8 protein-coding genes are annotated in these 14,267 nt (G+C 56.9%); 1 reads left to right on the forward strand and 7 read right to left on the reverse strand.

The window, feature by feature from the left end; genetic code table 11:
* Positions 1–9: 9 nt before the first annotated feature.
* On the reverse strand, positions 10–816 hold the full coding sequence (locus tag AC1RL4_RS22135) for a hypothetical protein (protein ID WP_019582265.1): 807 nt from the start codon (positions 814–816) through the stop codon (positions 10–12).
* Positions 817–970: 154 nt separating this feature from the next.
* Positions 971–1,642, reverse strand: a complete 672-nt coding sequence (locus AC1RL4_RS22140; protein ID WP_019582264.1) for a hypothetical protein — start codon at positions 1,640–1,642, stop codon at positions 971–973.
* A 206-nt stretch (positions 1,643–1,848) separates the two neighbouring features.
* Here AC1RL4_RS22140 and AC1RL4_RS22145 point away from each other — a divergent pair, with 206 nt between their 5' ends.
* Complete coding sequence (locus AC1RL4_RS22145) at positions 1,849–2,445, forward strand: MarC family protein (protein ID WP_019582263.1); 597 nt, start codon at positions 1,849–1,851, stop codon at positions 2,443–2,445.
* Positions 2,446–2,459: 14 nt separating this feature from the next.
* Here the strand turns inward: AC1RL4_RS22145 and AC1RL4_RS22150 are convergent, their stop codons facing one another.
* The 5 genes from AC1RL4_RS22150 to cobG all read right to left on the reverse strand — a co-directional run bounded on the left by AC1RL4_RS22150 (position 2,460) and on the right by cobG (position 14,229).
* Positions 2,460–9,383, reverse strand: a complete 6,924-nt coding sequence (locus AC1RL4_RS22150) for a TcdA/TcdB pore-forming domain-containing protein (RefSeq protein ID WP_230175467.1) — start codon at positions 9,381–9,383, stop codon at positions 2,460–2,462.
* A gap of 494 nt (positions 9,384–9,877) precedes the next feature.
* Complete coding sequence (cobJ, locus tag AC1RL4_RS22155) at positions 9,878–11,578, reverse strand: precorrin-3B C(17)-methyltransferase (protein WP_230175422.1); 1,701 nt, start codon at positions 11,576–11,578, stop codon at positions 9,878–9,880.
* Entirely contained in the window at positions 11,578–12,309 is a 732-nt protein-coding gene (locus AC1RL4_RS22160) for a precorrin-2 C(20)-methyltransferase (protein WP_018928431.1), read from the reverse strand. Before AC1RL4_RS22160 ends, cobJ begins: the two co-directional genes overlap by 1 nt.
* On the reverse strand, positions 12,309–12,935 hold the full coding sequence (locus AC1RL4_RS22165) for a precorrin-8X methylmutase (protein ID WP_007937188.1): 627 nt from the start codon (positions 12,933–12,935) through the stop codon (positions 12,309–12,311). Before AC1RL4_RS22165 ends, AC1RL4_RS22160 begins: the two co-directional genes overlap by 1 nt.
* Positions 12,928–14,229 carry a precorrin-3B synthase gene (cobG, locus tag AC1RL4_RS22170; protein ID WP_290371303.1) on the reverse strand — a complete coding sequence of 434 codons (1,302 nt, stop codon included), beginning with the start codon at positions 14,227–14,229 and terminating at the stop codon, positions 12,928–12,930. Before cobG ends, AC1RL4_RS22165 begins: the two co-directional genes overlap by 8 nt.
* Positions 14,230–14,267 lie beyond the last annotated feature (38 nt).

Below are 14,267 nucleotides of genomic sequence, written 5' to 3' on the forward strand. Positions count from 1 at the left end.
GACTCCATGTTATTTACCGGCTAAAATGGCCTGAAACGCTCGCTCATCCAGTTTATCCAGGTAGGTATTTACCTCTTCCTCCCTTTTCGCAGGGTAATCCCCCTCATGGATAACCATGTGCGCAGTGTCCTGGTAAATATTGACTTCAGAGCTTTTCCACTCAAAGAACAGCACACCACCGTCATTACCAGGTTCCTTGGAATAATTGACCGCCGCGACAGCCATGTTTACGTAACCTTCATTGTCCTGTACGCAAGAGGCCATTCCAAAGCGGCGCCCCTTATCCTTTTCTACAGAGCGATTGAAAAGGTTAAGCGCTTTTTCATCCTGCTTGAGAGAGCCAAGGGTATCGGAAACCAGAGAGGGGATACCGATGCCTCCGACAGCGCCTTTGACGATACCGCCAACAATATCGACCACTACATTTTCCATGGTCAGACTTTGCGTTTTCTTTTCATACTCCTTGGATACCTGGACGATTTTGGTCCATTTCAACGAGGTAAGAACTTGTAGCAAAAACTGAAATCGTTCCTCCATCTGGTTTTTTCCAGGGTATCGGTTGCTGGCCATGATCTCGGCAAACCGATAAGTATTGAGCGCAACTTTTTTGTTGCGCCGAGTCATGCCTTCCAGCATACCGACGACGTTAGGCCCATCGACCACCGCTCGAATATTGTCCAAGTCGATCAGGCTCGCCCCCGACCTCGCCGAAAAACCCGCAATACGCACCTTTGCCTGAGAAGCGGGATAACACTTGATCAGGCCAGTAATTAATTCTGCTTGTTCCACTTCAGTTAAAGCATCAACCTTATTCATTTTTCAACATTCCATTGTTATTAATACGAGCCAACTCAGCTCAGCGACAACACTACCAAAACCAGCTTAAAGACATCAAACAACGAATACATACAAATAATTGCCACACACAAACAAATAACTAAACTGCCCAAAACACAGTCTTTCAAAAGGATCAGTTATGCGACATCAGATCAATAAAGTCCTGCTCCTCCAACTCATCCAGTGCACCCTGTAATATCTGGCGATTTTTTTCGATACCTCGTTGCCGAATAGTAAATTCACGCACCCTGATATCCAGCTGCGCCATCGAATGTCCCACGCCCCAAAAGCCAGTAGACCAGTCTAGTTTAAGCAGTCGTACATGACTCAGGAATATTCCCAACGTGCCATCCGGATTAAGCTCGGCGGGCAAAATCTCAAGCTCGCCGGACTCTCTCACTCTTGCGGCGAAGGAACCTTGCAACACATCGTCGTTCCCTAGCATATTTAAAGCATTTACAAGGGTCTCAGCCTTATTGCGCCCGACCTTCCTGGACATAACATCCAGATACGCCGCTGTGACACTTCCGGAAAATTTCCGATCCACTACTTCCACGAGCGGCTGATCAAGCCCCCAGCCGACAGACCAGAGTACACCTGAGTAATACTCGAACCAGTCAGCAGCCTGCTTGACACTATTGTATTTTTTGTTCGCTCGATTTTTTGCATATCGAATACTGTTCTTTACAAATTGTTTGTCCTGACTAGAAAGCTTGGCACCGAAGCCCAACAAACTGTTGTGTAACACCGAAGCGCCGGTTTGCAGTGCAATCGCTTGGGCGTTTCCTTTCAACTCAAACTCCATTTTTAATTCCTGCCTACTTGGCATCTGTTGACATCTTGATATGCAGATTTGTCTGCGAAAAACTTCTTGATCCAACACCCTAACAAGAAGAAATTCACTCACTCAATTCATGAAGAACAACATTTGATGTCCGCCCATGTTGACGGCAAAATGGCCCCGCACCTGATAGACTCCCCCCGGACCTTCCTCGCCAGTGAGCTTGCACCATGCTCCATGTGTTATTCAGCGTTTACCTGAAGATGCTGGTGCTCTACAGCCCGTTCTTCGTATTGTCCTGCTTCATCAGCCTGACCCGCGGTTATTCGCGCAAGGAACAACGTCGCCTGGCCTGGAAGGTGGCGATTGCCACACTGGTTTCCAGCGTCTTGCTGTACCTGTTCGGGAGGGTGATATTTGACGTGTTCGGCATTACCGTGGATGCATTTCGCATCGGCGCCGGCAGCGTGCTATTCATTTCGGCGCTGGGCATGGCTCAGGGCAAGTCGGTGGTGCAGACCGACAATGTGCAGCAGGACGTGACCATCGTCCCGCTGACCATCCCCCTGACCGTCGGCCCGGGCACCATCGGTGCACTGTTGGTAATGGGCGTGAGCCAGCCGCATTGGGACGACAAACTCACGGCCATTCTCAGTATTGCCCTCGCCAGCTTCACTGTTGGCGTGGTGCTGTATTTATCGAACCGAATCGAACGGATTCTGGGTGACCAGGGGTTGCAGATTGTCAGCCGGTTGATGGGATTGTTCGTGTGCGCTCTGGCGGCACAGATAATCTTCACCGGGGTGAAAGGTTATCTGGTGCCTTAATCGGCAAAGGAGCTCTAAAAAGCCGGTTCTGCAAGCGCCTCGATCTGATGATTCAACATCAGTTCCGTTAGCATTGCGCTGCCCGAAATGCCCTTTTGCCTCAGCAACTCGGTCACTATTTCCGAAACCGCACGCGATCGATAACCACTGAGCGCAAGGAACACGTCCCCCCGCAACGTCACATCCGATGAGTAAGCACCGCGAAAGATCAGACTGTGCCCGCTGTCCAGGCCGTTCATTACCAGGTGCTCATCGACCAGGCTGACCCATAACTGATCCATGATTGAAGCGTCCAGAATCAGCTTTCCCGGAATCAAGGGTGGGAGCTCAAGCGGGTAACGACAATCGACGATAACCGATTCAAGTTTCAACCACGCCGCTCGGGTCAGCCGGCTAGTCGTTGTCCCTTGACCCATTTTGAGCACCAGGATGCTGACATCATCGGCAATCAACGGGAGAAGGTCATCGGCCGTCTTCAGCCCCTCGACCACCAGTACTTCGGCATTTCGCTGAATATACTCAAGCGGCCCAACCGTAGTTTTTTGCGGATAGGTGTGCAACAAACCATCCCCGATTTGGTGCAGCATCACATTGGTTTGATGCCGGGTACCCACCAGCGTGTATTGCGCAGGAAAGGTGGCTTTCGGAATCCGGATCAATCGTCCGGTCCGGACCACATACCATTGAAGGTAGTCAGGATTTTTGACGGACAGAAAATCGGCGCATCGATGTTGGCTCGCCAGCGCTGCCAGGCGCTCACTCAATGGACCGTCCAGTGCAGCGACCCAGAGGCTGTCCACGCCCGTAACCCGTACCGGTTCGTTGTGCTGTAAATCCACCTCCACGCCTTCGAGAGTCGTCGCCCTCAGACCCGCGCCCTCTGCCGTCACGTCGGTAAAGGTCCAGGGTGCCCACACCTGCATCGGGGCCGGCAATGCCTCAACTTGCAAAAGCCTGGTGCCTTGGGCAAATGCCGTACTCAAATGTTTCATATCAATAAAGCGCTGGCTGAAAACCTTCCCCGTTGAAAGATCGAACAACCAGGCGGCCTGATTATCTGGAGCAATACTCAGTAACCGTACTTCTTTTCCATGGCCAGGATCCGAGAGCAACAGCCGATCGTCCAGATACCAGGCGCATAAGTCGGCATCCCCCGTAAAGTTGGTCAACCCAAGGAGGGCGAAACTCGACACCGGATAGCGCGTCGACACTTCCGGCAGTGCGGACCACCATAGGGCTCGATCCTTGAACCAGGTGTCGGTGAGGCCGCCCAATCGAAGCGTGCCATCAGGCATTACATTGAAGAACAGACCGGATTCGGTCAGAGCCAGGTAGCCCTGCTCAACGGCAACAACATTATTCAGGTCCAAGGGCGCAATTTCTGTGGAAGACCATTGCACGCGGCCATCCTCTATCGACCTTTGCTGCCGCACGAGGCGTCGGTCAGGCTGGTCGTAGGTCACAAATACTTCGCCCTCTGCACCGGCAGGAACAATCAGTCGAAGATCATTCAGAATCGAATCTTTCCATCCTCGCGCATGACGACGTCGGGTCGGCGCACGGATGATCAACCCGTCAACCTCTCGGACCCAGACCAGATCGTGCCACTTGTCTTCGAACTGCCAACAAATCGAAACCAGCGCACCGGGGCGCCAATTCACGGTATCGATGGACTCTGCCGGCAACACATAGTTGTCCAGCACCTGCTTCCAGTCCGTGAGCGTGTTGACCTGCAAAACGCCTAGCAATGCAGGATCCAGACCTCGGTTGATTGAGCCGAGCAGTACTGCCCCGTCATGGATCATGTAGGTCAGCTCATCGTGCTGACCGCTCTTATGAGTGAATCGCTGAACGATCTGAATGCCGCCCTTGGCCACCGCCTCACAACGGACAATCGCCTGATCATCGCCTATCAACAAACGGTATCGCTGAACCAGCGTTCCCGTCGTTGCATCTACCTGCCAGATATAAAAGCTCTCGGGATGATAGAAGTATGCCGAGCCCTCGATCACTGCCCCCAACACGACGGCATCGGACAGCAACACTTTCGGGTCGCGTACATACAGGAAACGATCCTCAGCCGAATCGTAGTACGCGGCCACTTTTCTGGGTTCATCCTGTTTTTCGTAGGGAACGATAAAATCATGAACGGGAAGATAAGGGATCGCCAGGCGATGCTCACGAGCCAGTGACTTGAAGTGATCCAGCAACGCTTGCTCTCCGAGCGCCGGATCGGCCGCTTCTTCGACCACCTCCAATTGCAGGGCAACAAGATCAACGCGCACGATCTTGTTACCCGCCAGTTTGAGCAACACATCGTGAACGCCGCTTCCTGTTAACTTCACAGCCAGAGCGCCCAACATCAGGCTACCCGCGGGTTCTATCCGGATATCTGTCTCCGCCAGCCAGGTAGCCAGCAACACCCAGTGCATGGCCGTGTGACCCGGCGCGTCGAGTTCAAGGCTCACCCCCTGATTGAGCAGCACGGAACATTGAGCGCCGGCACCGGCTATCCGATAGGAGACCAGGCCGTGCCATGCCTTGGGTAGCACAGGCACCACCAGCGAGCGCTCAACGTTATCGAGACGAACGTTGAAAACTGTTGGTTGGCAGACAGGGCTCAGTCGGTGGACGACGTACTCACCCGGGAACGAATAAAAGGAAAACAGGAACTGCCATTTCCCCTGTTCGTTCTTTTTCTCCAGCCGACGTGCCGTATCAAATCCATCAGCATGACGAAACGTGACAAACGGCAGCAACTTGTACTCATAGCCATACCAGGTTTTGGGTGTGCACGGCAAAACGATCGTCTGCCCAGGTTTCGGCGAGAAAAGCGCCGAGCCCGGCAACGCAAGTTCCAGGCGTATATCAATGGCGCGGTGGTAATCCTCATCGTAATCCGGAACCCCGAAATGATCCCGAAGCGGGAACAATTTAGGGCTGTCGAAATGGACCGTTGATCCGCGTAAATCCAGTTCGGTGAACACCAGCAACGGATGTGCAATCCACGCATTCGACGCCTTGTCCAAGTGAAAGCCGCCCTGAAGATGCGCCTTCTCCAGTCGTTCAAAAAAGAGGCCGACCCCTTTGGCCTCCTCGGCAATGGTGGCGAACCCTTCGGCCAGTGCAGCGACACCCACCGCCAACCCGCCCAGAATCACCCCGACACCGCCCAGCACCGCAGATACGGCACCTGCGCCGGCCAATCCCGCACCCAACCCGGCCGCCCCCAACACGGCGCTCGCGGAGTCGAACGCCAATTGCGTCCCGAACTGCGCCTTTTCAATGTCATTGCCGGCATGGCTCAACTGGTAAATATCAAACCCGACATTCACCATTCCCAACACCGTGCCAACGCCTTCATTCGCCACATGCCCCAACGCCTTTTGTACCAATGGCGCACTGGTACGAGCGATCAGCTTTTCATCCTCCAGGGCCTGTCGCACCAGTGTCACAACACCAATCACATCCACCACATTGCCATGGACCAATTGGGCGTAGTTGACGTAGGCATGCAGGCGAATGGCGGTGGTCAGTGACTTGTCGCTACCGCTGGCCGCGCCTTCGTGATGACGCAGCGAGTTCATCAAGGCCTGTACGGTGAAACCGGCATTGAGCGTATGAACGCTACCGGCGTCCACAGGATCAGGCGAGTTGGCCGGCGCACGCGGTTGAGCCGCCAAGGAATGGAAGGTTTGCGAGAGGAAATTTTTAATCCTGAGGAGTCGATGATCATCGGTGGTGACACGCACAATGGTCTGCGCAGGATCGTTACTGACCAGACTGATTTTGTAAGCGCCTGTCGGGGTTATCTCCAATGTCTCAAACAACGCAATGGCACCCGACGATAGCCCGTGTTTCTCCTGTAGCTGCCATGTCGCCTGCGCGATTTGCCCGCCCCACCAGTGAGCGTCCAGCTCCAGCAACGAACTGCCCAATACCCCATTGTTGACCAACGACCGTCCTCTTGCGCTGGCCAGCCGCTGCCTTGCCCGGGGCGTCTGTTCAGGCAGGCTGCCTGACTCGGAAAGACTGGACACCCGGACACCCGACGGCAGTATCCGTTCATTGAGTCGGTTAGCGTCGAGCTCAATCAAATCGAACGTCGGACGCGTTGGCTCTCCATAAGCTGCGTAAGGTTTGGCCATCTCTTGCCGAACGAAAAAATGTGTCAACGCGCTGCTGAGTGCTTCAGCGGTATCAAACTCGAAAACACTAAAATTCGGATCGTAGAAATGGTAAGTGCTGCGGCCTCCACTGAATGTTTTGGCTACCAGCATCGAGTGGTTGTCAGAGTTGAGCATCAAGGTGCTGTTGCCGGTTTTACCTTCGAGCGTCGCAATGACGCGTGCCAGATCGGAGCGCACCACCGCTCCACCCAAGTCATGGACGTCAACATCGCGCAGCTCCTCGATGATGCTCACAAACGCTTTCGAAGCGACGGTGTCAGGCTCAATGACCGCCAGGTAAAACCGCTCACGCAAGGTGTTGGCAGCTTCGTCACCCTTGCTGATCGCCGCCGCCATGGCCAATGCCAGTGGGTAGCAACGCCCCGCGATCCGGTCACCGGCCCCTTGAAGCAACAAATCCTGCGGCACCAGTTTGAAGCTGCCGTGATCGAAACTTTCCAGCACATCGGCCATGCGCTCGGCAATCCGGTCACGGAACTCGAGTTTTGCTACCTGCTGAATACGGGAGACCTGACGCCCCCATTGCAGCAAGGTCAGTGACCGCTCCAGCGCCTGCTTCTTCAGCTCAATGCTGGTCTCGGACAATGTTAAGGAAGGTATCGAAGCGCTGGCCAAACCGGCAACGAATGCAGGGTGATTTTCTTTGAACAGCTCCCGTTCAATCGCCCCATAACGGTGTGACACGCCCAACTCAGACACGTTGTTGGCGAGGTTTTCCAGCCGTGCGTTGACGTGTCCAAAGTTGCGTTGATCCATGGCCCGCGCGCCCAGTAACGAACCGATCAACAACCGCTGCAAGGGGTTAAGCTGTTCAACCTGCAAAGTGCCCCGGCCAATTCGATGAAGCAATTCATCAAGCGGCAGATCCAAGGTTGCCGGCTCCCCGACCAACGATGGCGGTAGCGTGATCTCCTGTGTGAGGATGGACTGGCGCTCGTCAAAACTCAGCTGCACTTGCTTGTCGAAAGTCACTTCACCAGAGACCCGTTGGCTCATCGCTCGCAAAAAGGGTTCACCAAGGTGCTGCGCCAAGGACTGCAACAATTCGGTCGACATCACATGTCGACCTTCGATTATTGGCCAGCCATGGTCGAAATGGATTGTCTGACTCTTTAGTAATTGATCCACCTTGCCGACGTAACGCGCCTTGAATTGCCCGGCCTCCCAACGTTGTTTTTCCTTGCGCAGCCACTCGACGGTGTCGTTTTCGTTTTCTTTCCAGGAATGGTCCAGCTCCTCCTCGGTAGCCCGATTCACCATGGCGGCGGCGACAATAGCCACATCCTCTCGCCACGCGCCCGCTGCACGAGGTGTGAAGTGGATTTTTGCGTAATCCGCGAGTGCATCGCGCATCGCAGCGGGCCCGGTCAGATAGATGGTCACTTCGCTCTGCGGGCGAATGCCGTCGCTGTAGTAAATCGCCGCGGCTTCCATCAAAAAAGTGAGGGCGAGTTCTTCTTCGGGCGGGAGCGCATCCATCGGACCAAATTTTTTCTCGACCACCTCCCGCGCAAAACCGCTCATGGCCTCGCTATCAATCAAGGCGACCTGGTTCTCCATAGCCAAGCGGATCGTGGCATCAACAATCTCATAGTTGAGTTTGAAACGGTCGATGACAGCGCTCAACATTGCCGACCCGGCATGAGCCATGAGAAACGCATTACTCAGGCTGGCCTGCTCGGCCACCGCCCGCATTCCGTTCGGACGTACGAGACGTTCGACGGGGGCGCGGAAAACGCTGTTCAAGTCCGGGCGATTTTTCGCGAAACGTTCCAGTGCCGGACGATGCTCTGCAGGGATGACGTCGAAATAGTTTGTATATTTACCTCTTAACGCCTCTCGACCGGGCATCCATCCAGGATTTTGATCGAGCAACAACTGCAACACCCCCAAGCGCGCATCGTTGCTGAATTGATTGATTTCCACATCGCCCAACTTTTCCACAAGAGGTGGCAAGTTATCGACATCTGCGTAACACCCGCCTTCTGCCATCAAGGCTTCAATGCGCACCACATCGGAGGCGGCGGCAAAATTGCCTCGCAAACTTATTTCCCGCTCATAAATGGTCTGCAAGTGCAGCGGTGTTGCACTCTCCGCCAAGTCGCGAAGCTCTACTCCCGCCTCGATCAATGCCAACAGGCTCTGACTATTCTTTTCCCGCAAAATTTCCAGGGCTTTTTTATCCTGGCCATACCCACGAACCAGAAGATCAATTCGGGCGTCATCCGCTTTAACACCGCGCTCTACCGCTGTGTTGATATGTGCGAACATTTGCTGCTTAAGAACGATGGCTCGCTCTTCATACTTGTCACCCAGCTCAAGAAACGTTCCCGTGCCATGTCCACCATTAATCATCGCATCGGCCTTCGCGGCCTCGACAATGATCCGGTTGGTTTCATAGGCCAATAACGCGTCGCTGTCATACCAGAGTTTCACGGCATAATCGTGCTCGGCCAACACCTTGCACCAAACATTAATGTAATCGCGCTGAATATTTCCAAGCCCCCCTCCAAGCCAAACGAAGTGCAGATTTTTCGGCACTTCGGTTGCGGCGGCAGACAGCTCTGCAATGCTATTGGACAGGCGCGTGTGGAAGCCTTCGACCCTGTCGCGGATTTCGGTCAAACCCAGAGCAGCAGCGCCCTCCGGCGCAGCTTTCGGCTCCATCTCCACAGCACGTCGATGCCGGCTCTTGGAATCAACAAAAGCCCCCAGGGCTTCGCGCAGCAAACCCAGCGGTGGAAGCATTCTCGGAAAATCGAGCAGGCCGATACAAGAAAAGTAATATCGAAATACCGCGTCGTATTTTTCTGTACCGCTATATTCCTGTAACGCCTTTTCAAGATCAGACAGTTTAAATAAATCAATAAAATTGACGTAGCCGCTCACATGACGAGCCGTTTGCTCACCCATAAATATACTTCCCTGTAAAAATAAAAATTCCTCACCCGTCAAAATGGATGAGTACACCCGACGCTCAATCAACACTAACTGAACAACACTTCAGCCCGAAAGCAAAAAACAAACAACTGATGACCAACCGAACACCCAGAAACATTAAATCCATCAAACACAACAAAAAACAGACAAGCCAAAAGGCAACCATCAACAAACGCGACAGTTTCTTTTGCACTAGAGAAAGACAAACTTACATCAAGACATCTAACCGCCTGCCGCTAAAACTTCCTGTTTATCAACGCCAGGCCATTTTGAAACGCGGCCTCCAGCGAGGCCGCCGACACTCATGATGTTGGCTTGTCGCCATACCAACGAGGCGTATACACCCACTTGCCCCCCTCGGCACGAGGGAACACGCAGGTGGTGGAGGAGCCGATCAGCACCATGGTGCGCATGTCGACCTGATCGGGGGTCAGTGCGCCGAGCGTCGTGACCCGGAGCGTCTGGCCAGGGCGACCGATGTCGCGGCCCAGCACCACCACCGTTTCCGGCGTTCGATGCCGGCCGACGATGTCCAGTGCCTGGCCCAGTTGCCATGGCCGTGCGCGGGAGATCGGGTTGTAGAACGCCAGCGCCAGATCGGCCTCGGCCGCCAGGTCCAGACGCTTTTCGATGATCGCCCATGGCTTGAGGTTGTCCGACAGCGACATCACGCAGAAGTCATGTCCCAGCGGCGCACCGGCCTGCGCAGCAGTGGCCAGAGAAGCAGAAACGCCTGGAAGGATCTCCAGATCAACGCTGTGCCATGCAGGCTCACTCGACTCGTGCAACGCCTCAAGCACCGCCGCCGCCATGGCGAACACGCCCGGGTCCCCGGATGAAACCACCACCACCGACCGCCCTTGGGCCGCCAGCTCAAAGGCGTGGCGAGCGCGCTGCATTTCCTCGCGATTGTCGGTGCAATGCAGTACCTGATCGTCGCGAAATGGCCCGGCCATGCGTACGTAGGTTTCATAACCGAGCACGTCATTGGCGCGCGCCAGTTCGGCCTTGACCGCCGGCACCATCAATTCGGCAGCGCCAGGGCCCAGGCCGATCACAGCCAAACGACCGCGCGCACGACCGATCTGCGCAAGCTCCAGTGGCTGACTGGCCACCGCGATGGCGATTCCGCTATCCGCCGTCACGACGGTAGCGTGCGGTACGGTGTGGCGGGCCAACTCGCTGACGCCGCTGGCCGATGCAAACCGCAGTGGCACGCCCAGCTCAAGCGCTGCTTCGCGCAACGCAGGGTTGGCCATGTCCAGGTCGCTGGCCAACAGGCACGCCAGCGATTGCACGGCGATTTTCGCCTGATGCAAAGCCATTCGAACTGCGTTCGGCAGGTCCGCCACCTCGGCGCCCACCGCCACCAGCACGCTGCGCGGGTAGATCATCAATTCATTGGCCGCAGGCGTGCGCTCGGCACTGCCGACATGAATCGACAACCGAGCCTGGGGATCTTCCGGTAACTGTGCCTGATCAAGCCACGGCGCAGCCCCTTCAATGCGCACGCTTTGGCCCGCGAGCAAATCCGAGACGAAGCGCTTGCCCAGTTCCAGATCACCCAGGGCGTAACCGCTCGGTGGATTGAGCAGGCAAGTGCCGAAACGCAGCTCACCGCTGGTGGTGATCGCCGCCGCGACGTCAAGGCCAGCGGCAATCGCGCGCGCCATGACATTCACCCCGCCAAGCCCCCCGAGCAGCGGCACCACCGCGCTGCCGTCCTCAGCCACGGCCAGCACCGGCGGCTCGGCGCCCTTCTCCAGCAACAATGGCGCCAGGGTGCGGATCACGATCCCTGCCGCGCACAGGGCGATGATCGGCGTGTCCTGTTGATAAAGCTCACGCAGGGTCGCGCCGAACTCGCGATAGCTGCGATCCGCGCCTTCGACCCGATCAGCCAACCCATGGATCAAAGCCCCCGAGTAAAGCTGTTGGATTTTGCGTGCGGTCGCAAGGCTGCCATTGCCGAGAATGACAATCGCCGGAGCAGAATGGGCCATCAGCCTTGCCACCTTTCACCAGGAACGATGATCAGCGAGAAATACGGCGAGGACATCGGCTCGACCTGATCCAGCGGCACGATTTTCTGGTTGGCCATGGTCGCGCGCTCCACATACAGCGCACGCTCTGCCAGACCGAGTTCTTCCAGCACCTGACGGACCTTGGGAAAGTTACGCCCCAGTTTCATGATCACTGCCGCATCGGCATCGGCCAGGCGACGCTTGAGGTCTTCGTGGGGCAGCACGCCGGACAACACCGACAGGCTCTGATTGCGATACACCAACGGCGCACCGAGTACCGAGGCACCGCCGAGCATCGAGCAGACACCCGGCACGACTTCGGCTTCATAGCGCTCGGCCAAACGATCGTGCAGGTACATGTAGGAGCCGTAGAAGAACGGATCGCCTTCGCAGATCACCGCCACATCACGGCCGGCGTCCAGATGCGCGGCGAGTTGTTCAGCGGCCGTATCGTAGAAATCGCTGATCACTTGTTCATACGACAACGGCGCCGGCAGCGCTTCGGTGGTCACCGGATAAACCAGCGGCAGCAGGGTTTGTGGATCTTGCAGATGCGCTTCGATGATGCCGAACGCATTACCCTTCTTGCCCTTGGCGACGAAGTACGCCACCACCGGCGATTCGCGCAGCAGGCGCAAGGCTTTGACGGTAATCAGTTCCGGATCACCGGGGCCGACGCCCAGGCCAATCAAACGTCCAGGTTGCTGCATCATTCGATCTCCGTGGCGAGGGCATTAACGGCGGCGGCGGCCATGGCGCTACCGCCCAGCCGGCCTTGCATGATGACGAAAGGCACACCACGGCTGTCCGCCGCGAGCATCGCCTTGGATTCGGCGGCGCCGACGAAGCCCACCGGGAACCCGAGGATCAGCGCCGGCTTCGGCGCGCCGGCATCGAGCATTTCCAACAGATAAAACAGTGCGGTCGGTGCGTTGCCGATCACCACCACGCTGCCTTCCAGATGCGGGCGCCACAGTTCCAGCGCGGCGGCGGAACGGGTATTGCCCAACTCGCGGGCAAGCTCCGGCACGCTGTCGTCGCGCAGGGTGCAGATCACCGGGTTGTTGGCCGGCAAACGCGCACGGGTCACGCCTTCGCTGACCATCCGCGCGTCGCACAGAATCGGCGCACCGGCCGCCAGCGCATCGCGCCCGGCCTTGCCGGCGCCTTCGGAAAATTGCAGACCATCGATGGCCTCGACCATGCCGCAGGCGTGGATCACCCGCACGGCGAGTTTCTCCAGATCGGCCGGAATACGCGCAAGGTTGGCCTCGGCGCGAATGATCGCGAAGGAGTTGCGATAGATCTCCTGACCGTCGCGGATGTAATCAAGCATCAAGGGAACTCCGTGAGCGGGCGTCGAGCAAGGCTGCGACCGCTTCAATAGTGAGGTTGTGTGCGTGCAGGGCGCCGAAACCCGGATGCCCTGCATCGCGAAAATAGAGGTCGTAGTGACCGGGGGCGACAGCCAGCAGCGTGACCGGTGCCACATGGGCCGCGGCGCAGGAACGCTGGCAGCCGGACAAATGCACTGCTTGATCGTGACGTTGCAACAGCGCGGCCAACTGCATGGCGTCGCTCTTGGTATCGGCCAGGCCCTTGCCACAGCCAGCGGAACCGGTGCAGGCGATCAACCGTGACACAGGCTGATCAGCGTCACATAGCAGGCCCAGTTGCTCCAGACGCCTAATCACTTCAGGCGCCCGCTCTTTTCGAACGTTGGGCAGCAACAGACTTTGCCATGGAGTGAAACGCAGACTCGCGTCGCCGAATTCGCACGCCAGTTGCGCCACGCCCCTGAGCATGACGGGATCGAGCCGCCCCAAAGGGGGGACGGCGCCGATATAGACGTGTTCGGCTTCACGTTGCGGATGAGCGCCGATGTGCAGAGTGTCCAGGTTCAGTGAACGCTGCCAATCGGCAATCGACTTCAAGGGCACACGCTCGGCCAGGCGAGCGAGAAACTCTGCGAGTGGATACTCGGCCAGCAAATGACGCATTCGTGTTTGATCCGGACGCGCCAGGTCGAGAAACAACTCCAGCACCGCTACCACCAGTGCGTGCCCCTGCTCGAGTGACACCGCGCCTGCGGGCCTGTCCGTAGGGCAACCCGCCAGACCGAACGCCAGCAACAGCTCGCCGTTTCGCTCAGCAGCAGACAACCACAGATCATGCGGGTGTTCGAGCATCGCCAACGCCTCGCCGCCATCGAGTTGCACCGCAAACTTGGCGCTGAGTTCATGGAAACGTTCGTGGCTTTGCAGCGTCGTGAGGATCTGCTCCGCCAGCGCATGCGTGTCGAAGAGCATGCGCCGGTCAACCCCGGCAGACGGGCTGAGCATCAGATTGCGCACATCGTCGCCCGCCGCGGTACGCGGCCCCAACCCTGCGGCGAGCAGACTGTCGATCAAAGCCGTCTGCTGACTGCCAATTCCGCGAATCTGCAGGTTGGCCCGGTTGGTCGCCTCGATCACGCCCCCGGCAAACCGTTCGGCCGCGCTGGCCACCGCTTCAGCCTGGGCCGCGCTGATCGAGCCGCCGTTCAATTTGATCCGGCAGATACCGCCATCCAGCGCCGGGACGATACGCAGCAACCCCGGGCAAGCCGAGGGGCGTAAGGCGGAAGACATCGGGCGTTCGTTCAAAGGGGCGACCGGCTGTGTGGGAA

It is taken from the genome of Pseudomonas sp. GW822-FHT07A10 (assembly GCF_058798795.1).